Origin of the sequence: Kitasatospora sp. MY 5-36, from assembly GCF_001182915.1 — a bacterium.
Classification (GTDB): domain Bacteria; phylum Actinomycetota; class Actinomycetes; order Streptomycetales; family Streptomycetaceae; genus Kitasatospora.
Window position 1 is genome coordinate 1 of sequence record NZ_LFVW01000035.1, and the last position, 24,690, is coordinate 24,690.

Annotated in this window: 23 protein-coding genes; 11 read left to right on the forward strand and 12 right to left on the reverse strand. The window is 73.2% G+C overall.

Features of this window, described 5'->3' with window-relative positions; genetic code table 11:
• Positions 1-771: MFS transporter (locus AE652_RS03240; RefSeq protein WP_159028336.1), on the reverse strand; the 771-nt coding region annotated here is incomplete at its 3' end.
• Positions 772-1,002: 231 nt separating this feature from the next.
• On the opposite strand from AE652_RS03240, the gene AE652_RS03245 reads away from it, so the two are divergent.
• The gene (locus AE652_RS03245; protein WP_049649559.1) at positions 1,003-1,842 is read left to right on the forward strand and encodes a helix-turn-helix domain-containing protein; all 840 of its coding nucleotides are present in this window, start codon (positions 1,003-1,005) and stop codon (positions 1,840-1,842) included.
• 114 nt (positions 1,843-1,956) lie between these two features.
• On the opposite strand, the gene AE652_RS03250 is transcribed toward AE652_RS03245, so the two are convergent.
• Positions 1,957-2,823, reverse strand: a complete 867-nt coding sequence (locus AE652_RS03250; RefSeq protein ID WP_049649560.1) for a GNAT family N-acetyltransferase — start codon at positions 2,821-2,823, stop codon at positions 1,957-1,959.
• 112 nt (positions 2,824-2,935) lie between these two features.
• Between AE652_RS03250 and AE652_RS03255 the strand changes: the two genes are divergently transcribed.
• The 3 genes from AE652_RS03255 (at position 2,936) to car (ending at position 7,880) form a co-directional block, all read left to right on the forward strand.
• Positions 2,936-3,463, forward strand: a complete 528-nt coding sequence (locus AE652_RS03255) for a hypothetical protein (RefSeq protein WP_159028337.1) — start codon at positions 2,936-2,938, stop codon at positions 3,461-3,463.
• Between the two features lie 70 nt (positions 3,464-3,533).
• Positions 3,534-4,244 (forward strand): FadR/GntR family transcriptional regulator, encoded by a 711-nt coding sequence (locus AE652_RS03260; protein ID WP_049649562.1) that lies wholly within the window; start codon positions 3,534-3,536, stop codon positions 4,242-4,244.
• A 93-nt stretch (positions 4,245-4,337) separates the two neighbouring features.
• Positions 4,338-7,880 (forward strand): carboxylic acid reductase, encoded by a 3,543-nt coding sequence (gene car, locus AE652_RS03265; RefSeq protein WP_199823036.1) that lies wholly within the window; start codon positions 4,338-4,340, stop codon positions 7,878-7,880.
• A gap of 52 nt (positions 7,881-7,932) precedes the next feature.
• On the opposite strand, the gene AE652_RS03270 is transcribed toward car, so the two are convergent.
• The 3 genes from AE652_RS03270 to AE652_RS47255 all read right to left on the reverse strand — a co-directional run bounded on the left by AE652_RS03270 (position 7,933) and on the right by AE652_RS47255 (position 11,189).
• Entirely contained in the window at positions 7,933-9,708 is a 1,776-nt protein-coding gene (locus AE652_RS03270; RefSeq protein WP_049649563.1) for a glycoside hydrolase family 3 protein, read from the reverse strand.
• Positions 9,702-10,457, reverse strand: coding sequence for a tyrosine-protein phosphatase (locus tag AE652_RS03275; protein WP_049649564.1), 756 nt, complete (start codon positions 10,455-10,457; stop codon positions 9,702-9,704). Before AE652_RS03275 ends, AE652_RS03270 begins: the two co-directional genes overlap by 7 nt.
• Before the next feature lie 132 nt (positions 10,458-10,589).
• Entirely contained in the window at positions 10,590-11,189 is a 600-nt protein-coding gene (locus AE652_RS47255) for a TetR family transcriptional regulator (RefSeq protein ID WP_053111944.1), read from the reverse strand.
• A 247-nt stretch (positions 11,190-11,436) separates the two neighbouring features.
• Between AE652_RS47255 and AE652_RS03285 the strand changes: the two genes are divergently transcribed.
• Genes AE652_RS03285 through AE652_RS03305 form a run of 5 tightly spaced genes read left to right on the forward strand, consistent with a single transcriptional unit; the run spans position 11,437 to position 16,879 of the window.
• Positions 11,437-12,990 carry an ABC transporter substrate-binding protein gene (locus AE652_RS03285; protein ID WP_049649565.1) on the forward strand — a complete coding sequence of 518 codons (1,554 nt, stop codon included), beginning with the start codon at positions 11,437-11,439 and terminating at the stop codon, positions 12,988-12,990.
• Positions 12,987-13,955, forward strand: a complete 969-nt coding sequence (locus AE652_RS03290) for an ABC transporter permease (protein WP_049649566.1) — start codon at positions 12,987-12,989, stop codon at positions 13,953-13,955. The genes AE652_RS03285 and AE652_RS03290 overlap by 4 nt, the downstream gene beginning before the upstream one ends.
• The gene (locus tag AE652_RS03295) at positions 13,942-14,859 is read left to right on the forward strand and encodes an ABC transporter permease (protein WP_049649567.1); all 918 of its coding nucleotides are present in this window, start codon (positions 13,942-13,944) and stop codon (positions 14,857-14,859) included. The genes AE652_RS03290 and AE652_RS03295 overlap by 14 nt, the downstream gene beginning before the upstream one ends.
• Positions 14,856-15,878 (forward strand): ABC transporter ATP-binding protein, encoded by a 1,023-nt coding sequence (locus tag AE652_RS03300; RefSeq protein ID WP_053111945.1) that lies wholly within the window; start codon positions 14,856-14,858, stop codon positions 15,876-15,878. The genes AE652_RS03295 and AE652_RS03300 overlap by 4 nt, the downstream gene beginning before the upstream one ends.
• Positions 15,875-16,879: an ABC transporter ATP-binding protein gene (locus AE652_RS03305; RefSeq protein ID WP_049649568.1), complete on the forward strand. Its 1,005-nt coding sequence runs from the start codon at positions 15,875-15,877 to the stop codon at positions 16,877-16,879. Before AE652_RS03300 ends, AE652_RS03305 begins: the two co-directional genes overlap by 4 nt.
• Positions 16,880-16,897: 18 nt before the next feature.
• Here the strand turns inward: AE652_RS03305 and AE652_RS03310 are convergent, their stop codons facing one another.
• Positions 16,898-17,983 (reverse strand): DUF5937 family protein, encoded by a 1,086-nt coding sequence (locus AE652_RS03310; RefSeq protein WP_049649569.1) that lies wholly within the window; start codon positions 17,981-17,983, stop codon positions 16,898-16,900.
• A 106-nt stretch (positions 17,984-18,089) separates the two neighbouring features.
• Between AE652_RS03310 and AE652_RS47260 the strand changes: the two genes are divergently transcribed.
• The gene (locus tag AE652_RS47260) at positions 18,090-18,239 is read left to right on the forward strand and encodes a hypothetical protein (RefSeq protein ID WP_199823037.1); all 150 of its coding nucleotides are present in this window, start codon (positions 18,090-18,092) and stop codon (positions 18,237-18,239) included.
• Positions 18,240-18,378: 139 nt separating this feature from the next.
• Here AE652_RS47260 and AE652_RS03315 read toward each other — a convergent pair whose 3' ends face one another.
• The 4 genes from AE652_RS03315 to AE652_RS03330 form a co-directional block, all read right to left on the reverse strand.
• Entirely contained in the window at positions 18,379-18,675 is a 297-nt protein-coding gene (locus AE652_RS03315; protein ID WP_049649570.1) for a hypothetical protein, read from the reverse strand.
• Positions 18,676-18,944: 269 nt separating this feature from the next.
• On the reverse strand, positions 18,945-19,673 hold the full coding sequence (locus AE652_RS03320; protein WP_159028338.1) for a hypothetical protein: 729 nt from the start codon (positions 19,671-19,673) through the stop codon (positions 18,945-18,947).
• A complete protein-coding gene (locus AE652_RS03325) occupies positions 19,670-19,984 on the reverse strand; it encodes a hypothetical protein (RefSeq protein WP_049649572.1) in 315 nt (104 codons plus the stop codon). The genes AE652_RS03320 and AE652_RS03325 overlap by 4 nt, the downstream gene beginning before the upstream one ends.
• A gap of 37 nt (positions 19,985-20,021) precedes the next feature.
• Complete coding sequence (locus AE652_RS03330; RefSeq protein ID WP_143204547.1) at positions 20,022-20,258, reverse strand: hypothetical protein; 237 nt, start codon at positions 20,256-20,258, stop codon at positions 20,022-20,024.
• A 599-nt stretch (positions 20,259-20,857) separates the two neighbouring features.
• On the opposite strand from AE652_RS03330, the gene AE652_RS03335 reads away from it, so the two are divergent.
• A complete protein-coding gene (locus AE652_RS03335; protein WP_049649574.1) occupies positions 20,858-22,609 on the forward strand; it encodes a peroxidase family protein in 1,752 nt (583 codons plus the stop codon).
• Positions 22,610-22,732: 123 nt separating this feature from the next.
• On the opposite strand, the gene AE652_RS03340 is transcribed toward AE652_RS03335, so the two are convergent.
• Both AE652_RS03340 and AE652_RS03345 read right to left on the reverse strand, forming a co-directional pair.
• Positions 22,733-23,422, reverse strand: a complete 690-nt coding sequence (locus AE652_RS03340) for a response regulator transcription factor (protein ID WP_049649575.1) — start codon at positions 23,420-23,422, stop codon at positions 22,733-22,735.
• Positions 23,419-24,570, reverse strand: coding sequence for a sensor histidine kinase (locus AE652_RS03345; RefSeq protein WP_049649576.1), 1,152 nt, complete (start codon positions 24,568-24,570; stop codon positions 23,419-23,421). The genes AE652_RS03340 and AE652_RS03345 overlap by 4 nt, the downstream gene beginning before the upstream one ends.
• Positions 24,571-24,690: the final 120 nt, after the last annotated feature.

Sequence of the window (24,690 nt, forward strand, 5' to 3'; positions counted from 1 at the left end):
GGCCGCGAGCGGGCCGCCGCCGGGGCGGGAGGCCAGGTCCGCGCTGAAGACGGTCAGGGCGATCGCCGCCACCAGCACCCCGGCCCCCGTCACGTCCAGGGAGCCCCGGCGGTGCCGCTCACCCGCTGGCAGCCACCGCACCGCGGCCACGGCGGTGACCGCCGCCGCCAGGGCCTGCAGCGCGAACACCCAGCGCCAGCCAAAGGCGCCGGTGACCACGCCCCCGAGGACCAGACCGGCCCCGTAGCAGCCCGCCTGCGCGGCGGAGAACACGCCCAGCGCGCGCGAACGCATCGGCCCGTCGGCATAGACCGAGGTCAGCAGGGCGGTGGCCGCCGGCATGGTGATCGCCGCCCCCGCGCCCTGCAGCACGCGCCCCACCACGACCGCCCAGAACGCGGGCGCCGCGAACGCCAGCGCGGCGCCCGCCGCCACCGTCACCAGGCCCGCGACCAGCACCCGCCGACGCCGCAGCCGGTCCGCCATCGCCCCGCCGCACAGCAGCAGCCCCGCGAACGCGAGGGCGTAGCCGGTCACCGCCCAGGACAGGTTCTGCGCCGAGGTGCCGAACCGCGCGCCCACCGAGGGCAGGGCGCTGTTGAGGACGGCGACACCACCGGCGTCCAGGCCCGCCGCCGCGCTCAGCACCGCCAGGGGCGCGTACCGGACGGACGGCGGGGCATCGGGCCCCGGGCCGGCGGACTCCGGTCCCCCGGGCCGTACGGGCATGGGCGGGGCAGGCGAGAGCGGTTCGCCGGGACGTGCGGGCATGGACGGACTCCAAGGACGAAGGACGCGCTCCGGGAACGACGGACGCGCGAACGCGCCGACACACCGGAACCGGCCCGTCGGCGACCAGGGCCGCCCGCGTCGCGCGGCGCCCCCGGCAGCCACTCTGCGCCGCCGCGCGCACCGCGACGAGACACCGCCGCGGGCAGGCCCCGCCGGGGGTGGCCCTGACAGGGCTACCCCCCGCGCCGCCAGGCGACCGATACTCGCCGCATGGCACCATCAGCGGCACTCCCCGAACTGGCCCACTTCCTGCGCACCCGCCGGGCCCGACTGACCCCGGAGGCCGCCGGCCTGCCCCGCACCAGCACCCGGCGGCTGAACGGACTGCGCAGAGCCGAGGTCGCCACCCTGTCCGGCATCAGCCCCGAGTACTACACCCGGCTCGAACAGGGCCGTCAGCGCCGCCCCTCCCCCGAGGTCCTGGACGCCCTCGCCACCGCCCTGCAGCTCGACGCCGACGCCCGCCGCCACCTCCACCGCCTCGCCACCGGAAACCCCGTCCACCAGGCAAGCCCGGCCGCCGTGGCCCCGGACGTGCCGGAGGCGACCCTGCGGCTCCTCTCCTCGATCACCCCGTGGCCCGCCCACGTGGTCACCCCCATGCGCGACATCCTCGCCTGGAACGACGCCGAGGCCTGGCTGCTCCTCGACTACGCCGAACTCCGGCCCGAGCAGCGCAACTTCGCCTGGTTCGTCTTCTGCGACCCCCGGGCGCCCCGGCTCCTCACCGACTGGGAGAAGACGGCACGCGGCAACGTCCACCGCCTGCGCCACGCCCTGGCCGCCGACCCCCACAACGAACGCGGCAACCGCCTCGTGGCCGAACTGACGGCGCGCAGCAGCCGGTTCGCCGCCTTCTGGGAGGAACACGACGTCCGCGGCCCGGCCACCGGCAGCCACGGCTTCCACCACCCCCGGGCCGGCCGGCTCGACCTGGACTACACCGCCTACGTCGTCCCCGGCACCCACAATCTCGAACTCGTCGTCCTGACCGCGGCCGAGGGCTCCCCCAGCCACCGCGCCCTGCGGCAGGCCGCGGCGGACCGCTGAACCGGCCCACGCCCGGAACCAGTTGGTGTCGGCAGGACGAGGGCGCGCCCGGCCGGCTCGTCGGGCGGGCCGACGGCCGACGGCCTGGGCCGGAGGGCCCGGGCCGTAGCGGTGTCAGGCCTTGCGGATCCGGTCGCCGATCTCCGGCCGCGCCTCGAACCCGGCCGCCCGGTACGTGGCGACGCCGCCGACGTTGGAGCTCGGTGTGCACACGCGAACGCTCGACGAGCCCAGCTCCCGCAGCGCGGCCGCCCCGGCGAGGGTGATCGCCCGGCCGTAGCCGCGACCGCGGTGGTCCTCGTGGACGCCCATCGGCTCGACCAGCCCCGGCCTCCCCGGGCCGGCCGACCAGACCGTCACCACCGCCGCCGGGCTGCCCCGGTCGTCGTAGGCGCCCAGGCAGCGGGCGTCGGCGAAGAACGGCCCCGCCGACATCGCGTGCCAGTACGCGCGCGTCGGCCGCGAGGTGCCGAACGCCGACCGCAGAACGTCGGCGAAGTCCTGCGCCTGCTCCGGGCCGATCGCCCTGATCCGTACGCCCGGGTCCTCCACCGCCCGCGCGAGGTCGCGGAACAGCGGCGTCCACGGCTCGTCGACGCCCCAGCCCTCCTCGGTCAGCAGGTCGTGGAGCAGCAGGCCCGGCGGCGCCTCGACGGACACCGCGCCTTCCGGCAGCACGCCGCGCTCCGGCAGCGAGACGTCCTCGACGAGCCGCCGCGCCAAGTCCTCGTCCCGGAAGGCGTCGGGGGCGACCGTCATCCGCAGCACCGTCGGCGAGTCCAGCATCCCGACGGCGAGGATCCGCCCGCCCCGGCTCCAGGTCCGCACCACCGCGGCCGTCTCAGCCGTGCCGAACCGACAGTTCCAGCCGATGTCCCCCGCGTGCAGCTGCATCGGCGCTCCGTCGTCCTGCCACTCCCGCAGCGCGCCCATGGCTTCGCTCACCCCGCCCGCGGTCGGCGTTCCCAGCACAATCGTCATAGCCGGAATCTGACACCCCGCCCGGGATTTCCGCAACCCGTTTACCGGCCGGCCGGTAATTCTCCTGGTGGTTGTGAGCACTTGCGGGAGGTCGCATACTGATAATAAGGAAGTGGACGCCATGAAGCTGCTAGCAGAAATCGACAGAATGGTCGCCACCGGAAAGGTGGTGACCTCAGCGAACGACGAAGCCGTCGCGGACATCGTCCTCGCCACGATCACGAGTGGCACCACGGCCTCGTTCTACCTGACCCGCGCCCAGGCCGCGCTCGTCAAGGAGCGGTTCTGGACTCCGGAGCGGATCCGCCGCACAGGACTCCGCCCGATATCCCCCGAGGAAGCCGAAAGGATCAGGGTGGAGCTGGGCGTCAGGGTGAAGAATTTCAGGTGCACCCCGATCACGTGCGGCTGCGGCCATGTCTACGACGCATTCGACTTCATTCAGCAGGGGATCCGCGAACACGGCCTCGACGTCGTCAATTCCGTATTCTCCCTGAAGGACTCGACTTTCCTCCAGGTCAATCCGTCCTTCGTCCCGATCTGCCCCGTGGACGACCGGAGGCTGAGCCGCACCCACAGCTCCGACGGCGGGATCGAGTACGACTGCGACGAGTACGGCGGGTGCTGCTACCAGGAGTGACGCTCCGTGCCCGGGGCCCCGGGCCGAAGAGACGATGTTCAAATGTCTGATGTTTGTATATGGTCCTCCCATGACACGCATCAGCGCGCCGCGGCGCACGGCCAGCCTGTCCGCCCAGCTCGTGGAGAGCCTCCGCTCGCACATCGAGACGGGGGGCTGGCCGGTCGGGACGCGGATCCCGCCGGAGCAGGCCCTCGTCGAGGAGCTCGGGGTCGGGCGCAGCACGCTGCGGGAGGCGATCGGTGCGCTGGTGCACCTCGGCCTGCTGGAGCCCAGAGCCGGTGACGGCACCTATGTGCGCTCCTCCAGCGAGCTCCAGTCGGTGATGGTGCGGCGGGCGGGCTCCGCGAAGCGGGACGACGTGCTGGAGCTGCGGACCGTTCTGGAGGAGTACGCCTCGGGCGCCGCGGCCCTGCGCCGCAGCGAGGGGCAGGTGCGGCAGCTGCGGGAGCTGCTGGCCGACGCCGAGGCGGCCGCCGCCGGCGAGGACGCGTCCGCGGCCACGGACGTCGACGCGCTCTTCCACCGGTCCGTCGTCCGGGCGAGCGGGAACGAGCTGCTGATCGAGGTGTACGACCACCTCGGCACGGCGCTCACCTCGCACCTGGGGGGCCCGACCTGGAACGCCGCCCACGCCGAGGAGCACGGGGGCCTGCACCGGCGGCTCGTCGACGCGATCGAGACCCGGGACGAGGGCGGCGCCCGCGAGGCCGCCGCCGCGATCGTCCGGCTCACCCGCGACCACGAGATCGCCGACGCGCGTGCGGCCGAGGAGCGTTGAGCCCGCAGCCCTCCCGACTGATCCGATCACCCCGTACGAACGGCACCACCGTCCACCTGAACAGGATTTTCTCGGCCGCATAGGAGATCATTCGTGTCCCTCTCGCACCTCCCCGCCGACGAACTCGACGCGCGTACCGACCGACGAAGCGCCCACCTGTACGCGACCGACCCTCAGTTCCGCGACACCGCGCCCGTGGACGCCGTCACCGAGGCGATCCGCCGCCCCGACCTGCCGCTCGCCGAGCTGGTGGCCACCGTGCTGGAGGCGTACGCCGACCGTCCCGCCCTGGGCGAGCGCGCCACCGAGCCGGTCACCGACCCGGAGACGGGCCGCACCACGCTGCGCCTCCTGCCGCGGTTCGACACGCTCACCTACGGCGAACTCCGGGAGCGGGTGGGCGCGGTGGCCTCCGAGTGGCGCCACCACCCCGAACATCCGTTGGGCCCCGGCGACTTCGTCGCCCTCCTCGGGCCCACGAGCGCCGAGTACGCCGTGGCGGACCTGGCCTGTGTCCGCTCCGGCGCGGTGTCCGTCCCGCTGCAGTCGGGGGCCTCGGCGGCGCACCTGGCCCCCGTCGTCGAGCAGACCGCACCGCGCCTGCTCGTGGTGGACGTCGACCAGCTGGACGTCGCGATCGAACTCGCGGCGAACGCCGCCTCGTTGGGCAGGATCGTGGTCATCGGCCACCGGCCCGAGGCCACCGCCCACCAGGAGGCACTGGAGTCCGCACGCACCCGACTCGCGGCGCTGGGCCGCGGGGTGGCCCTGGACACGCTGGCGTCGACCGTCGAGCGGGGAAGGGCGCTGCCGCCGCTCCCCCGGGTCCCCGACGGATCGGCGCCCGACACGCTGAGCTCGCTGATCTACACCTCGGGAAGCACCGGCACCCCCAAGGGGGCCGTGTACACCGAGCGTCTGGTCCGGAGCTTCTGGCTCGACTACGTGCCCGGCCGGCCGGTGCGGCCCGCCATCGTGCTCAACTTCCTGCCGTTGAGCCACGTGATGGGCAGGGGCGCGCTGTTCGGGACGCTCGCCAAGGGGGGCCTCGCCTGTTTCACGACGTCCAGTGACCTGTCGACGCTCCTCGAGGACCTCTCCCTGGTCCGTCCCACCGAGCTGCTCATGGTGCCCCGCATCTCCGACCTGCTCCTCCAGCACTACCGGGCGGAGCTGTCCCGCCGGGCCGGGACCGGCGGCGACGCGGCCGAGCAGGTGAGCGCCGGGCAGGTGATGGAGGAGCTGCGGGAGGAGGTCATGGGCGGCCGCCTCCTGTCGGCCGTCAGCGCCTCGGCCCCGCCGAGCGCCGAGACGACGGCCTTCGTCGAGGACTGCTTCCAGGTCAGGCTGATCGACGGCTACGGGTCGACGGAGGGCGGGGTCGTCTTCCTCGACGGCCGGGTGCAGCGCCCGCCGGTGACCGACCACAAGCTGGTCGACGTGCCCGAGCTGGGATACTTCGGCACCGACACGCCGTACCCCAGGGGCGAACTGCTGATCAGGTCCGAGCGGCTCGTCCCCGGGTACTTCCGGCGCCCGGACGCCACCTCCGAGGTCTTCGACGAGGACGGCTTCTACCACACGGGCGACATCATGGCCCGGCTCGGCCCCGACGAACTGCGGTACGTCGACCGCCGTTCCAACGTCATCAAGCTGTCCCAGGGCGAGTTCGTCGCCGTCTCCCGCCTGGAGGCGCTCTTCGCCGGCAGCCCGGTCGTCCGGCAGGTCTTCCTGTACGGCAGCGGCGCCCGCGCCTACCTGCTCGCGGTCATCGTGCCGACCCGGGACGCCCTCGACCGCGTCGACGGGGACGCCCGGCGCCTCAGGGCGGTCCTGCGGGAGTCCCTGCGGGAGACCGCCGCCGGGGCGGGGCTGAACTCCTACGAGATCCCCCGGGACCTGCTCGTCGAGACCGAGCCGTTCACCCAGGAGAACGGGCTGCTCTCCGGGGTACGCAAGCCGTTGCGGCCGGCCCTGACGAAGCGGTACGGCGAGCGTCTCGAAGCGCTGTACACCGAGCTGTCCGACCGCGAGGCCGAGGAACTCCGGACACTGCGTCAGGCCGGCACCGACCAACCGCTGCCGGCGACCGTGCTCCGGGCCGCGCAGGCGCTCCTGGGGCTGGACGAGGGTGTCGTGGAGCCTGACACACGCTTCCTCGAACTCGGCGGCGACAGCCTCACGGCGCTGTCCTTCTCCCAGCTGATGAAGGAGATCTTCCACGTCGACGTCCCGGTCGACGTGATCGTCAACCCGGTCAACTCGCTGCGGCAGGTGGCCGATCACGTCGAGCGGGCGCTCGCGGCGGGCCACCGCCGTCCCACCGCCGACAGCGTCCACGGCCCGGACGCGACGCGGCTCGACGCGGCCCAGCTGCGGCTGGAGGCGTTCCTCGACCCGCGGACCGTCGAGCAGGCCGAAGGGCGACGGCCGGCCGGTCCGCTGCCCGAGGCCCGGACCGTCCTGCTGACCGGCGCCAACGGCTACCTGGGCCGCTTCCTGTGCCTCGAATGGCTGGAGCGCGTGGCGGAGCGCGGCGGCACGCTGGTGTGCGTGGTCCGCGGCTCCTGCGCCGAGGAGGCCCGGGCCCGGCTCGACGCGGCCTTCGACAGCGGCGACCCGGACCTCGTGGAGCGCTACCGCGCGGCCGCCGCCCGGCACCTCCAGGTGGTCGCCGGCGACATCGGGGAGCCGCGTCTCGGGCTCGACGAGGAGACCTGGCAGCGGCTGGCCGACACCGTGGACCTGATCGTCCACCCGGCGGCACAGGTCAACCACGTCCTGCCCTACAGCCAGCTCTTCGGCCCCAACGTGCTGGGAACGGCCGAGCTGATCAGGCTCGCGGTCACCTCCCGGACCAAGCGGTTCACCTACCTGTCGACGGTCGCCGTCGTCTTCGGGAACGCGGCGGCCGCCGACGAGTGGGCGGACATCCGCACCGCCGGCGGGGTACGCGACCTCGACGGTGACTACGCCGACGGCTACGCGGCCAGCAAGTGGGCCGGCGAGGTGCTGCTGCGCGAGGCGCACGAGAGGTTCGGCCTGCCGGTCGCCGTCTTCCGCTCGAACATGATCCTCGCGCACCCGCGCTACCGCGGTCAGCTCAACGTCCCGGACGTCTTCACCCGCCTCGTGCTGAGCCTGCTGGCGACGGGCGTCGCACCCGGCAGCTTCTACGCCCGGGGCACCGGCGACGGCCGCGCGCACTACGACGCGCTCCCGGTGGACTTCACCGCGCGGGCCGTCACCGCGCTCGGCGACGACGCACGGGAGGGCTACCGGACGTACAACGTGGTCAACCCGCACGACGACGGCATCTCGCTCGACACCGTCGTCGACTGGCTGGCGGCGGCCGGGCACCCCCTGACCCGCGTCCAGGACCACGCCGAGTGGATCGAGCGCTTCGAGACCGCCCTGCACGGCCTGCCCGACCGCCGGCGGCAGCACTCGCTGCTCCCGCTGCTGCACGCCTTCGCCGAGCCGGCCCAGCCGGTCGCCGGATCCGCCCTGCCGGCGGACCGGTTCCGGGCGGCGGTCCGGGCCGCGGCCCTCGACGACGAGGGCGACATCCCCCGGCTGTCACCGGACCTGATCACCAAGTACGTGGCCGACCTCCGGGCGCACCGCCTGGTCTGACACCACTCCCGGGCCCGCCGCGGGGCCCCATCGGCCCCGCGGCGGGCCCGGCTCAGCTCCCGGCGCCGGCGCGGTGGCCGTGGCGGAAGAGCGGGGCGCGGGTGTCGAAGGGGACGTCCTCGCGGGCCGCGGCGACGGCGGCGTCCGAGGCGGGCAGGTCGAACGGCAGGGTCGCGGTCATCGGGGCGCGGCCGAGCGCGGCGTCCAGGACGACCTCGTCGGCGGCGCCGAACTCCCCGATCAGCAGGGCCGCGTGCGGGGCGAGCGGGGTGAGCACCGCGGGCCGCTCCAGCTGGGCCGCGAAGACCGTGGGGACGACGGCGGCCAGCGCGGCGAGCCGGTCGGCCTCGGCCGGCTCGAACTCCAGCGAGCCGCTGTGGAAGTGCCGCTCCAGCAGGCCCTCGCGCCGCTCGTACGGGGTGGCGAGGCGGACGACGGCCAGGTCGGCCAGCGCCGGGTCATCGACGACAGTGCCGTACCGGGCGGCGACGGCCGGGTCGACGCCCTCGACGTACAGCCGGGTGGCGGTGCGCGGCTCGCCAACCAGGTGGACCACGGAGCGGCGCTGGACCTCGCGGCCGAGCGCCCGGCCCTCCGGGGCGCCGACCAGTTCGGCGGCGGCGTCCGGGTCGACGTACGGGTCGTCGAAGAGGCCGAGGCGGAACTTGTCGCGCAGGATGCGGCGGACGGACTCGTCCAGCCGGGCCTCGGTGACCGCGCCGGAGCGGAGGGCGGCCAGGATCAGCTCCGGGTCCGTCTCGCCGCCGAGCTGGTCGGCGCCCGCGTCCAGGGTGAGCGCGACCTGCTCGGCGACGGACAGCTCCTCGACGCCCCAGTGCCGCGGGGGCAGGGTGACCACGCCGGGGACGTCCATGCCGGTGATGGCGTTGAAGTCGGTGCAGACCACGCCGTCGAAGCCGTAACGACCGCGCAGCAGGCCGGTGATGACGTCCCGGTTGAAGTTGGCGCCGACCTCGGCGAGGCCGCTGCCGGAGGGGATCGCGTAGGCGGGCATGATCTGCGCGGTGCCCGCGGCGAAGGCCGCCTCGAAGGGCCGCAGGTGGGTCTCGAACTCGCCGCCGGGGTAGACCAGTCGGCGTCCGGCGGCGAAGTGCGAGTCCTCGCCGCCGGCCTGCGGGCCGCCGCCGGGGAAGTGCTTGGTCATGCAGGCGACGCTGTCCGGGCCGATCGGCCCGCCCTGGAGGCCCTCGATGTAGGCGGCGATCATCCGCGAGGCGCGCTCCGGGTCCTCCCCGAAGGTCCCGCTGATCCGGGCCCAGCGGGGCTCGGTGGCGAGGTCGGCCATCGGGTGGATGGCGACCCGGATGCCGACGGCGCACAGCTCGCGGCGGATCAGGTCGGCGTAGCGGCGCACCAGGTCGGGGTCGTCGGTGGCGGCGAGGCCGATCGGCTCGGGGCCGGTGCTGAAGCCGCCGCCGGTGTGGGCGGTGGCCGGGTTGGCGGTGAAGCCGTGCCGGGGGTCGGAGGAGAGGGTGACGGGGATGCCCAGCCGGGCGGCCGCGGCGAGGTCCTGGACGTGGTTGTTCCAGGCGGCCATCGCGCGCGGGTCGGGGACGGCCATCATGGCAAAGTGGGTGAGGCCGCGTTCGGTGATCAGGCGGGCGCCGGAGGGGAACGGGCCCTGGTCGCCGGGGAGCATCCGGCCGTGCAGCATCTGCGCGGCCTTCTCCTCCGGGGTCATCCGGGCCAGCAGGTCCTCGACCCGCTTCTCGACGGGCAGCCGCGGGTCCTCGTAGGGCTCCATGGTGCCGTTGTGGTTGAGGTCGCGGAAGGGCGTGCCGTCGGTGTGGCGCAGGACGGTCAGCATGCCGTCACCTCGGCGGTGTTCGACGCGGCGGCCTTGGCGCGGAAGGCCTCGATCGTCTCGGCGGTGACCCCGCAGGCGGCCAGGAAGCCGGCGGCGCCGCCGTGCCTGGCCCGGACCAGGTCGAGGAAGGCGCTCATCGCCCCGGCGGGGGCCTCCAGCAGCGGGGCGGGGACGACCATCCGGCCGGCCTCGACCTCGTTGAGGGCGGCACGGTTGCGGTCGGCGAGCCCGGCCCAGATCTGCTGGATCGCCTCGTTGGTGCGGGCGTAGTCGGCGACGATCTCCTCGGCGGGCACCCCGAGCAGCTCCAGCAGCAGCGCGGTGAGCAGCCCGGTGCGGTCCTTGCCGGCGGCGCAGTGCACCAGCACCCCGCCGGGGCGGACGGTGGCCTCCACGGCGGCGGCGAGGGCCCGCGGCGCGGACTCGGCCATCAGCAGGTAGAAGGCGCCGAGGTCCTCGGCGGTGGTCATGGTCCGCATGGCCCGCGCGAGTTCGTCGTTGGTCGGCTCGATCCGGGCGGCGACGACGGCGATGCCGGCGGCCTCGGCGGCGGCCCAGTCCTCGGGGCCGGTCTCGGCCTCGCCCCGGAGGTCGACGACGGTGGTGATGCCGTGCTCGCCCAGCTGGGCGACGACGGCCGCGTCGGCGGCGGGGAAGGGCTGGGCGGAGCGGAACAGGGCGCCGGGACGGATCCAGCGGCTCGCGGGGTCGGCGAGCACTGCGGGGTCGCGGAAGTTGACCAGGGACATGCGGAGGCCTTTCGGGTCGTGCGGGGGGGTGTGCAAAAGTCGTGCGGGGGGGTGTGCAAAAGGGGAAGAGGGCGTGCGGTGCCGTCCGGGCGGCCTGCGGCGCGCCCGGGAAGGACGGGGTACGGGGTCGGGTCAGCCCGCGGTGGCGAGCACGTCCCGGTAGGCCCTGACCCAGTCGATCAGGGTGCCGCTCTCCGAGCCGATCAGGACGTGGCGCCGCACCATGCCGCCGAACATCGCGCCGAGCGCGGTCGGACGCAGGTCGGTGGCCGGGTCGACGTCGAGCCGCTCGGCGGCGATGGTGACGGTGCGTTCGGTGAAGGCGTCGATGACGACCAGGGCGTAGTTGTGCACGGAGTGCACGTCGAGCAGGCCCCGGCGCAGCCGGCGGCGCCGCTCGGTGTGCTCGACGGGCTCCTCCAGCCGTCCGCCGGTGACGGTCAGCGCGTGGTCGAGCGCGGCCCAGAGCGGGAGTTCGGCGGGGGCGGCGGCGAAGGCGTCGAGGACGACCTGGCCGAAGTCCCAGCCGAACAGCAGCGCCTCCTTGGCCGGGTAGTAGCGGAAGAAGGTGCGGTGGGCGACGTCGGCGCGGCGGCAGATCCGGTCCACGGTGGTGCGCTCGTAGCCCTGCTCCTCGAAGAGGTCGAGCGCCGCGCTGCGGATGCTGTCGCGGGTGCGCGCCTTCTTCCGGTCGCGCATGCCCTGCTCCGCCGCGGTGTCCGTCCCCTGCATCGTTCTTCCGCTCCCGTTCGGTGAGTTGAGTGTCGGTCGTGTCGGTGGGTGGGGCCGCCGAGGGGGCCGCCATGAGTACGGAACCACGTCCGGCCGGGCCCGCTCAAGGCGAGCGCCGACTCTTCCGGGTTTCGTCATCCGGAATTTGCATAACTGCCTTTTGGCAGTCCTGCCACTTCCGGGATGGTGTGTCGCGTCGGCGGCCGCACTCCCCCTGGCCGCCCCCACTCCCCCGAACCGAGGAACCATGAAGCGGCACTACCTCCTGGCATCGGCGGCCCTCGCCGCCGCCCTCACCCTCACCGCCTGCTCCGCCTCCGACGACGCGCTGTCCGGCACCGGCGGCGCCGGGAACACCGGCGCGGCGGCCGACGGGCCGGCCGTGGACGGCGGCACGCTCAAGATCGGCCTGGACCGGCCGTTCGCCAAGCTCGACCCGGCCGACGGAACCCTGATCCAGATGCCGATGATGGTCCTCGCCAACGCCCTGTACGACCCGCTGATGGTCAACGGCGACAACGGCACCGTCCAGCCGTACCTCGCCAAGTCCTTCACCCCCAACACCGACGCCACGGTCTGGACCCTCGACCTGCGCGAGGGCGTGACCTTCAGCGACGGCAAGCCGCTGGACGCCCAGGCCGTCGCCGACCACGTCGCCCGGCTCGCCAAGCCGGAGAGCAAGTGCGCCTGCGCCCTCGACGCGGCCGCCATCGCCACCACCGCCGTCACCGGCCCCACCACCGTCGCCTTCACCCTCAAGGCCCCCGACGCCGCCTTCCCCAACCTGTTCACCCGATCCCTCGGGTACGTCTCCGAGGCGCCGGCCGGCGACTCCCCCGCCGTCGGCTCCGGCCCGTACACCGTGGAGAGCGTGCAGCCCGGAGTCTCCGTCACCCTCGCCCGCAACCCCGCCTACTGGGGCACCAAGGGCCACGCCGACAAGCTCGTCTACCGGGTGCTGTCCGACGCCGACAGCCGCTACCAGTCGCTGCGCTCCGGCGACACCGACCTGATCTGGACCGAGACGCCCGGCCAGCTCAAGCAGGCCGCCGCCGACGGGCTGCGCACCGCCACCGGGCCCGGCTCCACCAGCACCGTCGTCTTCAACACCAAGGCCGCGCCCTTCGACGACGTCCGGGTCCGCCAGGCCGTGCAGTACGCGATCGACCGCGAGGCCCTGGAGAAGGTCGTCTTCCTCGGCCAGGGCGCCGTCTCCGACGGCCCGATCGGCTCCCGCTCCCCGTACCGCACCGCCGGCGCGTACCCGGCCCACGACACGGCCAGGGCCCGCGCCCTGCTCGCCGAGGCCGGCCACCCCGACCTCGCCTTCGACTACCTCGTCGACAGCCGCCCCGAGGCCCAGCAGCGCGCCACCGTGCTCCAGCAGATGCTCGGCGAGGCCGGGATCAGGATGACCATCAAGCCGATGGACAACGCGAGCCTGGGCACCGCGATGCTCCAGCGCAAGTTCCAGGTCCTGGACTTCATCACCAGCATGTTCGGCGACACCGACACCGCGCTCGGCAGCCTCTACCTGCCGAACTCGCCGTACAACTTCATGGGTTGGACCGACCCGGAGGCCGCCAAGGCGATCACCGAGGGCCGCGCCTCGACCGACCCCGCCAAGCGCTCGGCCGCCTACGGCCAGGCCGCCCGGCGGGTCGTCGACGAGGCGCCGATGGCCTTCCTCACCGAGAACACCGTCGGCTTCCTCTCCACCGCCAAGGTCGGTGGCCTGCCCGACCTCTCCAAGCGCACCGTCCTCAACGTCTCCCCCGCCACCCTGTGGGTGAAGCGATGACCCCCGGCACCCGGACCGCCCTGCGGTACGGCGGACGGGTCGGCCGCGCCGCGGCCGTCCTGCTGCTGGTCACCGTCGCCGCCCTCGCCCTGCCCCACCTGATGCCCGGCTCGCCCGCCGTCGCCGCCCTCGGCCCCACCGCCACCCCCGAGCAGATCTCCGCCTACGAGGCCGGGCTCGGCCTGGACCGCAACCTGTTCGCCGCCACCTGGCAGTGGATCGGCGACGCCCTGCGCGGCGACCTCGGCCACTCGCTGTCCACCGGAGCCGCCGTCACCACCGAACTCGCCGACCGCATCCCCGTCACCCTCGAACTCTTCCTCGCCGCCCAGCTGGTGGCGCTCCTCCTGGCCGTGCCCGTCGCCCTGCTCTCCGCCTGGCGGCCCGGCGGCACCTTCGACAGGATCGCCACCGCCGGCACCTTCGGCTGGCTCGCCGTCCCCGGCTTCGCCCTCGGCCTGCTGCTGATCTGGATCGCCGCCGTCCAGCTGCGCGTCCTGCCCGCCACCGGCTGGACCCCGTTCACCGAGGACCCGGCCGAGAACCTCCGCCACCTGGTGCTGCCCGCGCTCACTCTCGGCCTCACCGAGGCCGCCGTGTTCACCCGCACCCTGCGCGGACAACTGCTCGACACGCTCGACCAGCCGTACATCGCCGCCGCCCGCAGCCGCGGCATGGGCACCACCCGGCTGCTGCTGCGCCGCGCCCTGCGGCCGTCCAGCCTGCCGCTGGTGACGCTGATCGGGATCGGCATCGGGACCTCGCTCGGCGGGTCGGTGCTGGTCGAGTCGCTGTTCGCGGTGCCCGGCGTCGGCAGCCTGGCCTCCGCCGCCATCGCCGGCCGGGACTTCCCGGTCGTCCAGGCCGTCGTGGTGGTCAGCGCCCTCGGCGTGGTCGCGGCCACCTTCGCGGTCGACCTGCTGTACCGCACGATCGACCCGAGGATCGCCCATGAGCACCGTTGAGACCACCGTCGTCACCGTTCTCCAGGCCCGCACCGCCCGGCGCCGGCCCCCGGCCGGTGTGCTCGCCGCCGCGGCCTGGCTGGCCCTGGTCGCCCTCGCCGCCCTGCTGCTGCCCCTGCTGCCCGGCTTCGACCCGCTGCACGGCGACTTCGCCCACCCCTCCGCCGCCCCCGGCCCCGGCCACTGGCTGGGCACCGACGCCGCCGGTCGGGACGTCCTGCAACGCACCGTCGCCGGCGCCCGCGCCTCGTTCACCGTCGCCGCCCTGACCATCCTGGTCGGCCTGCTCGGCGGCGGCGCGCTCGGCCTCGCCGCCGGCTGGTTCCGCGGCCCGGTCGACAAGGCGATCGGCTTCGCGACCGACCTGCTGATGTCCGTGCCCAGCCTGATCCTGGTGATGATCACGGTCTCGCTGCGCGGCCCGAGCCTCACCGTGATCGGCACCCTCATCGGGCTGTTCACCGTCCCGCACTTCACCCGGGTGGTGCGCGCCGTCGTGCTCTCGCTCGGCGAGCGCGGCTTCGTCCAGGCCGCCCGCATGATCGGCACCGCCCCGCTGCGGATCCTGCGCCGCGAGATCGTCCCGCACGTCGTGCCGGTCGCCCTCACCTTCGCCTTCACCGCCACCACCGTCGCCATCGTCGCCGAGGGCTCGCTCAGCTTCCTCGGCTTCGGGCTGCGCCCGCCGGAGCCCTCCTGGGGCGGCATCATCGCCGAGGGCCGCACCGCGCTCGGCAGCGCGCCGTGGATCTCGCTGGCGCCCGCGGCGGTGCTCTGCCTGACCGTCCTCGCCCTCAACTACCTCGGGGAGCAGCTGCGTTCGGGCACTCCCGCCGCCGCGAAGCCCACTGCCCCGAAGCCCACCGCCCCGAAGCCCCCCACCACGAAGGGAGTGCGCGGATGACCTCCGCCCCCGTCCTCGACGTCCGCTCGCTGGACACCGTCCTGCACACCCCCGACGGCCGCGCCCTGCACGTCCTGCACGGCGTCGGCCTGAGCATCGCGGCCGGCGAGTGCCTCGGCGTGGTCGGCGAGTCCGGCTCCGGCAAGTCCGTGCTCGCCCGCACCGTCCTCGGCGTCGAGTCCCGCACCACCAGGGCCGTCGCCACCGGCGAGATCCGGCTGAACGGCGAGGACCTGCTCGCCGCCACCCCCGCCCGCCGCGCCGAACTGCTCGGCACCGGCATCGCCATGGTCCACCAGGACCCGATGACCTCGCTCAACCCGGTGGTCCGGATCGCCGACCAGGTCACCGAGTCGATCACCAACCGGCGCCGCCTCTCCCGGCGCGAACGGCTGCGCACCGCCGCCGAACTGCTCGCCGCCGTCGACGTCCCCGACCCCGCCCGGCGGGCCCGCGCCCACCCGCACGAGCTCTCCGGCGGCCTGCGCCAGCGCGTCGGCATCGCCGCCGCGCTGGCCGGCGAACCCGCCCTGCTGCTCGCCGACGAACCCACCACCGCCCTCGACGTCACCGTCCAGCGCACCGTCCTCGACCTGCTCGACCAGCACCGGGTCGAACGGGGCCTGGCCACCCTGCTGATCACCCACGACATCGGCCTGCTGTACGGGCGGGCCCGGCGCATCGCCGTCATGTACGGCGGCCGGATCGTCGAGACCGGCCCCACCGAGGCCGTCACCCGCGACCCCCGGCACCCCTACACCGCGGCCCTGCTGCGCTCCGTCCCCCGGGTCACCGGGCCGCTGCGCCGCACCCTGCCCGCCATCCCCGGCTCGCCGCCCGACCTCACCCGGCCCACCCCCGGCTGCCCCTTCGCCCCGCGCTGCGAACGGGCGACGGAGCTCTGCACCACGACCGCGCCGCCCGCCCACACCTCGGCGGACGGCCACACCGCCGACTGCCACTTCCCGCTCACCGAAGCCGACATCACCACCCCCGACGAACTGGAGCCCGCGGCATGACCACCTCCCCCGAAGCCGTGGGCCCCGACGCCGCCACACCGGGACGGCCCGTCCTGGAGGCCACCGGCCTGAGCGTCGTCCACCGCACCCGCTCCGGCCCGCTGCACGCCGTCAGCGGCGTCGACCTGGCCCTGTACCCGCGCCGCACCCTCGCCCTGGTCGGCGAGTCCGGCTCCGGCAAGAGCAGCATCGCCAAGGCCCTGCTGCGGCTGCCCCCGCCCACCACCGGCACCGTCACCCTCGACGGCACCGACCTCGCCGCGCTCTCCCCGCGCGCCCTGCGGGCCGTCCGGCCCCGCCTCCAGATGGTCTTCCAGGACCCGCTCTCCTCCCTCAACCCGCGCCGCCGGGTCCGCGACCTCGTCGCCGAACCCCTCGACGCCCACCCCGACCCGGCCCGCGACCGCGAGGAGACCGTCACCCGGCAGCTGGGGGCCGTCGGCCTGCCGCCCGCCCTGTTCGGCGACCGCCGGCCCCACCAGCTCTCCGGCGGACAGGCCCAACGGGTCGCCATCGCCCGGGCGTTGGCCGCCGGGCCGCGCGTCCTGATCGCCGACGAGGCGGTCTCCGCGCTCGACGTCTCGGCCCAGGCCACCGTGCTCAACCTGCTGCGCGGGCTCACCGAGGAGCGCGGACTGGCCGGCCTGTTCATCTCCCACGACCTCGGCGTGGTCCGGGCGGTGAGCGACGAGGTGGCCGTGCTCCAGCTCGGCCGCGTCTGCGAGCGCGGCCCCACCGAGGCCGTGCTCGCCGCCCCGGCCCACCCCTACACCGCCGCCCTGCTCGCCGCCGTCCCCGAACCCGGCCGCCCGCTGCGCGACACCGGCCTGCTCCCCGCCGACCCGCCCTCCCCGCTCGCCCCGCCCAGCGGCTGCCGCTTCCGCACCCGCTGCCCCCTGGCCGACTCCCGCTGCGCCACCGAGGAGCCCCGCCACCGGGAAGTGGCACCCGGCCGCACGGTGGCCTGCCACCGCCCGCTGGTCGGCGCCGCCCAGGCCTGACCTCCCGGGACAGCACACTTAACGCAGGACGGACTCCAGGAAGTCGCTGCCGATCCGGGCCACGACCGACAGGTCGAGCTGGTGGAGGACGTAGCGGCCCCGGCGGCGGGTGGTGAGCAGCCCGGCCTTGCGCAGGACGGCGAGGTGGCGGGAGACTTCCGGTGCGGTGATGTCCTGTGAGTCGGCCAGCTCGCTCGTCGAGTACGCCCCGCGCGCGAGGTGGCGGCACAGGTTCATCCGCATCGGGTGGGTCAGCGCCTCCAGGCGCAGCTTCACCGTCTCCACCGACTCGGCGCCGCCGACCTCGTGGGCGGCGGCCGGGTACTGGATCACGGGCTGCCAGCCCGGCGCGTACAGGGCGAAGAAGTGCGGCCAGCCGAAGACGGTCGGCAGCAGGGTGACGCCCGTGCTGCCGGCCTCGGTACGGCCGTGCACCAGTTTGTCGACGACGATGCGGGTGCCGTGCCCGTCCTCCTCCAGGCTCAGTACGGAGGAGGTCGCCGCGAGCGCCTCCGCCAGGCCCTTGCGGCGCAGCAGGTCGGTCTTGTGCCGGGCGTCGGCGGCGAGCTGGACCTGGACGCGGCGCCAGGCGTCGGCGAAGAACGCCCGGTCGCAGTCCTCCAGGAGGCGCCGGATCCAGGCGCGGGTGCCGGTGGGGTCGGCGAGCGTCCGTTCGACGAAGGCCGCCTGGCGCGGGCCGCGCGCGGCGGCGAGGTCGAGCGCGCGGCGCCGCGACCGGCCGTCGGTCAGCGGCGAGGGCATGCCCTGCGAGTAGCGGCTGCTGTTGCAGGAGATCTCCAGGGCCGAGCCGACGAAGGTCTCGTCGTCCAGCTGGTCGAGGTCGTCCAGTTCCTCGGCGAGCGTCTCCCGGGGCCGGGGCGGCATCAGGAAGTCGGAGCGGGTCGAGCGCCACATGAAGTCGGCCTCGACGAGCCGGTCGGCGAGCTCCGGTTCGAGCGTGGCGGAGGTCGCCGTCGTCCACGCGTGCAGGCGTGGGTGGTGAGCGGGCTCGGCCAGCGCGTGCAGGGCGTTGCCGAGTTCGGCCAGCGGCGAGGGGCAGAAGATGATCCGCTCGTGCGGCAGTCCGGTGATGTCTATGGTCACGCTCACCCCACCATGGTGCCGGATCGGGCGGCGGCGCCGTCCCGTCGTTTGACCAGTACCGTCAATCGACGGGACGGGAGGGGCGCGCCGGGCGCAGGGTGAGGACATGAACGCACTGCAGCAGCACCTCCTCGACAGCCACCGGGCCGCCCAGCGCGGCGAACCGGCCCCGCCCCTGCCCGGCACCCACGACCTCGCCGTCCTGCGGGCGGTCGCCGGCCGCATCCGCGCGGCCCTCGGACTCCGGCGGTCCTAGCGAGACGGACGCGCGGTGCTACGAACACCTCGGCTTGCCGATGCCTTGGACACGGGTCCGAGGTCGAATCCGCCCGTCATCACAGGATGGCGGGCGGATCCGTATCACCCCTGCGCTTTTCGTACGCAGGCGCGCGGTGTCACCGCGCGACGAAGCCGAGGGGTACCGAATTGCTGGTGTTCGACGAATTGACCTGATCCTTCGTCTTGGCGTCCGAGAGGGCGATCGTCCCCTCACTCGTATCCAGACCGTCGGGGCATACCGAGTCGGCCGCCCTGCCGACGTCCACCCCGGTCGCGGGCACGGTCAGGCTGTGCTTGCTGTCTTCGTCCGTGAACACCGCCCAGCGCGCCAGGCCGAGGTCACTGCCCTCCAGATGAACCGGTCCGCCCGCCTCGACCTGGGGCGGGTAAACGGAGGTAATGTGCATGCCCATCCTGTCTCGCCTCCTCTTCTCTCACGCGTGCCGTCGGTCGGAATTAGCCCCGGTGGAGCAAGACCTGAATCCAATCTAAAAGCCCACCGGCGGCTGGGCAACCCCATTCGGTCGGGAAACACAGTTTCATGGAGATACATCAACAACATCACCACCAAGATGATTCGCTGACGAATCATTGATAAAATGCCCCTGTCGGGACGTGGGCGCAGCACTCCCCTTTGCGCACGGCCCGGGAGAAACCCGATCCGGCGGGACACGCGATGCCGCTACGGATTCTCGAAGACGATGTCCAGACTATTGCTCGTGTTGCCCGGCGCGATCTCGTTCTGCGTATCGGCAGTGGAGAGCCAGACCTTTCCGCACCCGTTGGCCAGCCCCGGCGGGCGCTTCGACGTCGCCAGGTAGCCGACATCGCTACCCTTGGCATCCGTGATGACCGTCCTGCCGTCTTCGTCCGCGAACACCGCCCAGCGCACCAGGCCGAGATTGCTGCCCTCGAAAGTGACCGGCCCCCGTTCCTCCACGTCAGGGGGGTCGACCCTGTCGATGCGGGGAACGAGTCGCTTGACGTGAACGGTCACGTCTCCGGACCCGTAGGTCTCCGGTGGGCAGTCCGGCGGGCTCGTGACGGCCAGCCGAACCTTGGGATCGCCGGAGGAGAGCCCGCTGCCGACGCGGACGGCGACATCGAGGTCGATCCGGTCCCCGCTGTCGTAGACGTCGAGATGGGCGCCCGCGCACCTCAGGGTGGAATTCCCCGGCGACCGCTCGCCCCGGAAGGTCCCCGGCCGGCCTCCGTTCCGGCTGAACCCCACGACGTCCTCCTCGAAGGTCAGCCCCGGATCGGCGGTGAGGACGAGGTCCGCTCCCGCGACCCCCTCCCGCGCGTCGACCACCCGGAACGCGGCGGTGACGACGGAACCCGGGTCGGCCGGGACGTCCTCGGCCGTCACGTCCAGCCGGCCGCCGCTGCCTCCGGTCTCCACACCGCTCACCAGCCCAGCACGGTCACCCAGACCTCCCCGGCCGACGGGAAGCTGCTGGCCTGGGGATCGAATGCCCATTCACACGTCACCAGGATCTCACCCTTCTGGGCGTCCTCAAGGCTGGCCTCCGCCTTCACATGGATCCTTCCGATGTTCAGGTTCGGATCATCGGTGTAGTGCCCGGAGTAGCCGGACACGAAGGCGACCGCCCTGTTGACGCACTGCTCGAACGAGAACTGCTGCGTCAGGGTCCTGACGGATGCGTCGCTGGACCGCGGAAAGTCGAAATGGCACTGCTCGACCTGGATGATCGGCGCCACACTCACTCCGGCCACTGTCTTCCCTTCCCGTTTCCCGCTACATCCCACCCGTCTCGGCGATGACCAGGATCCGCGCCGAGGCCTGGAAGTTGTAGTCGGGGCCGGCGTCCCGCGGACGCAGCAGGAATGTCACCTGGACCGCGGCGGTATTACCGGTCAGCTTCCCCACGGAGCAATCGACGTGCTCCTTGCCGTAGGGGGCTTCACCGGGATTGTAGGGCCCCCTCAGGAATTCAAGGGAGAACGCCTGGATAGCGGCTTCGGCATTCTTCACGGGGTGACTGAAGGTGGCAGTACCATGCCATATCAATGGCTCCGTGCTGCGGCCGTGCTCATATGGGACGGCATCGACGACCGTGAATTCTATTCCCATGATCTGATCTCCGGACTCGCCCTGCGGATCCTGACCGCCGGCCGGTCAGTCCGTCACGGCCGGCTTGCCCCCGTTCGAGGTGTCCGTCGCCTCCTTCGCCCTCGTCCCGCTTTCGGCGCCGCCGGGGTCCGGAGCGAGGGTCCGGCCCGGCCGGCCGACGGTTCGCACACTTCCCAGCGCACACCATCCCGTCCACGATCGCAACCCGGTGCGGTACGACTACCCGGAGCGACCGGCCCGCGGGCTCACGCCCCGAGGAACTCCGGACCGAAGTGCTGTATCCGGTCCGATCGTGGGCCGACAGGTGACCGCCCACCACCCCGGGCGGGCTGCCCGGGTCAAGGCACCGGGCCTTTGCGGTGGTGTTCGGCGGCCGGGGTTACCCGCACGGCGGAGTGCGGGCATGCGTGCGGAGCGGCCGTGACCGAGTCGGCCGTGAAGCCCCCGGGTGAGAGCGCCCCCTGCGCCGTCACCCGGACGACGGAAGGAAGAGTCCTCCGATGACCACGGACACCACGACGGCCGACGCGCCCGCCGACGACGTCGCCACCCGACGGGAGGAGGCCCGCGCCCGGCTCCTCGACCAACTCCTGGGCCACGACGGACAAGCAGCGCTGAATCCGGACGGCCTCCGGGTCGCCGACCCCACCTTCACCGGCCACGGCTGTCCGCTGCGCCTGGACCTGGGCGACGGCACCCGCCCCGCGGAGCCGCACACCCCGGTCGCGTTCCGGGACACGGTGGTGGAGACCGGCACCTACACGTGGCTGTTCCCCGCGCTGCACGGGTACGTGCCGGGCGACGATCTGATCGAGGAACTCGGCGCGCCCGGCGGTCAGATGGACCTCAACCCCCCGCTCCCGTTCGACAAGAGGCAGTGCGCCGAGCTCGGCGAGAAGATCGACGACAAGTACCTGGCGAAGCCGTCGAAGCCGTCGACGGCCCCGGCCGAGGCCGGCATCCCGGCGGGCTACACCTACCTCGGCCAGTTCCTCGACCACAACATCACCTTCCAGGCCGACGTGACCTTCGACAGCAACACCATCGGGGACACGACGAACTTCCGCAGCGCCAGGGTCGACCTCTCCCACGTCTACGGACTCGGTCCCAAGACCCAGTCGTTCGCGTTCTACGACAACCTCGACGTCGGAAAGTTCTGGATCGACCCGAACCGCGACTACGACGTGCCCCGCAACCCCCAGGGCGTCCCGGTCATCGCCGACCCGCGCAACGACAACACCATCATCTCGATCCAGATCCACCACGCCTTCATGCTGTTCCACAACGCCGTGGTCGACATGCTGAAGGGCTCGGTCCCGGACGTCGCCCTCTTCGACACGGCCAAGCAACAGGTCGTCTGGCACTACCAGTGGATGATCCTCAACGACTGGCTTCCCAGGATCGTGAAGGACTCGGTGTACGCGAAGGTCAAGGCGGCGGCCGAGAACAAGGAAGCCCCCTTCCTCCTCTTCAACCCCCCGCAGGACAAGCCGGTCGCGCTGCCCCTCGAATTCACCGCCGCCGCCTACCGGCTGCATTCGCTGCCGGTCGAGGAGTACCGCCTCAACAACACCACGACCGGCCACCTCTTCAACTTCCGCAGACCGTTCTCGCCGCTGCGCACCGAACAGGTCATCGACTGGCACCAGTTCTTCGTGATCCCGGGGGCCACGCAGCAACCCCAGTACGCGAAGAGGTTCGACAGGAAGATCATCCACGCCTTCCTCCAGATGCCGCCGCCCATCGACAGCCCCCTGACGTGGCTGGAGGACTCCACGGAGAAGGAAGGGCTCCCGGACGGAAACCCCTACCAGGGCCAGCTCTACTCGCCGCTGCTCTCCATCGCCATCCGGAACCTGCGCCGCGCGAACTCCTTCGTCCGCAAGGACGGCACCAAGGGGCTGCCCTCCGGGGAGGACCTCGCCAAGGAGGTGTACGCGAAGTACAGCTCGGGCCACGATCCTTACACGCCGAAGGACTTCGGGCTGCAGGACTTCGACCACGTACCGCCCTGGTACTACGTCCTGGGCGAGGGCGCGCTCGAAGAGAAGTCGGACGTGGGCAGCCTCAAACTCGGCACCCTGGGCAGCGCCGTCGTCGGCGAGGTGATCGCCGCACTGATCAAGGCCGACCCGGGTTCGTACCTCAGCCACAACAGCAGGAACTCGGCGAACCCGTGGAAGCCGACGTTCGGCAAGGACCCCGGCACGTTCTACATGGCGGACCTCGTGCGCATCGCCGGACTCGTGTGACGACAGGCCCCCGGGCCCGGCCGCCGAAAAGGTCCTCACGTCGACGGTGCTCGTGGTCGGCTGCGGGGAACGGGGGCGGAGCTCTTGATGAAGATCAGGTCCACCGTCCCGGCCGGTGAGGCGTCAGCCCGTGGACGGGGGGTTCCCACCCGCGGTGACCACGCCCGTCTCATAGGCGATGACGACCAGCTGGGCCCGGTCGTGGGCGTCGAGCTTGGCCAGCAGCCGCCGGACGTGGGTCTTGACGGTCGCGATGCTCAGCCCCAGATGCTCGGCGATCACGCGGTTGGGCAGTCCCCGGGCCACCAGTCGGAGGACTTCCCGTTCCCGTGGGGTCAGGCCCGCCAGCTCCCGGGCGAGCCGCGGGCGCGGCTCGTGGCGTCCGGCGAACTCGCGGATCAGACGGCGGGTGACGGCGGGCGCGAGCAGGGCGTCGCCGGCGGCGACCACCCGCAGGGCCGCCAGCAGGTCGGCGGGGAGGATGTCCTTCAGGAGGAATCCGCTGGCTCCGCCGCGGAGTGCCGCGTACACGTACTCGTCCAGGTCGAAGGTGGTGAGGACCAGCACGCGGGTGCCGACGGCGTCCGGGTCCGCGCAGATGCGCCGGGTGGCCTCCAGACCGTCCATACCGGGCATCCGGATGTCCATCAGCACGACGTCGGGCCGCAGCCGCAGGGCGAGTTCGACGGCCTGCTCCCCGTCGGCGGCCTCGCCCGCGACGGCGAGGTCCGGCACGCTCTCGATGAGCAGGCGGAAGCCCGTCCGCAACAGCGCCTGGTCGTCGGCGATGAGGACCCGGACCGGCCGGTTCACCGTGCCGCCTCCGATCCGCAGGGCAGCCGCGCGTGCACCCGGAACCCGCCCGTCGCCAGGGGGCCGGCGGAGAGGGTCCCGCCGCACATGGCAGCCCGCTCCCGCATCCCGACGAGCCCGTGCCCGCCGCCGAGACGCCGGAACGGGAACCGGGACGGGAGCTGAGACGGGAGCCGGGCCGGCGCGTCGTTGACGACCTCGATCTCGACCGCCTCGGGATCCACCCGGGACAGGCTCACCCGGCAGTCCGCCGATCCCGCGTGCCTGACGACGTTGGTGAGGGCCTCCTGGACGATCCGGTAGACCGCCAGTTCCACCCCCGGGGGGAGCGGTGGATCCGGATCGACGGACAGCTCCACGCGCGGGCCCGCGCCGGCCGCGAGCGCGGGCAGGTCCGCCAGACCGGGGGCGGACCCCAGCTCGGCTCCGTCACCGGGTGAGCGCAGCACGCCGAGCATGCGGCGCATCTCGGTGAGCGCCGTCCGGCCCGCCGTCCCGACCAGGGCGAGGGTCCGCTCGGTCTCCTCCGGATTGGTGGAGGCCACCGCGCGGGCCACCTCGGCCCGGACCGTGATGACGGTCAGATGGTGGGCCACCACGTCGTGGAGCTCGCGGGCGATCCGCAGGCGCTCGTCCGTCACGGCCTGCCGGGCGGCGAGTTCCGCGTACGACCGCTGCTCCCTCAGCGCGGTGCCCACCAGCCAGGGCAGGGTCATCATCAGGGACGCGAAGACGACGCCCCCCGCGACCTCGGAGGCCGGGACCGGTCGCGGTCCGAGGGCCATGGCCGCCGCGACGGCGCCCAGCGAGCAGCCGAGCGCCGTCGCGGACGGGCGCCGCGGTTCCCGCGCCGCCACCGTGTACAGGGCGGTCCCGACCGGGACCCAGGACGCCTCCCATCCGGTGGACACCACGGCGAGGACCGCTCCGGCCAGGACCGTGTACAGAACCCGGACGGGCCACCTGCGCCGCACCGCGACCGGCAGCCAGACCACCGCCGCCACGACCCCCGCGCCCCAGCCACCGCTCAGCGTCTCGCTCACTCCGAACGCCAGGGCGAGGAGCACGGCCGCGACCGTGTCCACGCCCTGCCACTGTCCGTCCCGCAGACGTCCGGCCACCAGCGGCCGTGACTCACCGTCACCCATGCCGGCCACGCTATCCAAGCGGGGCCCAGGACCCGTCAGCCCGGAGGACGTCATCTCACGGGCTGAGTCATCCGCACGACCGATGCCCGTCGTACCCTCCTGGGCTGACACCGGATTCCT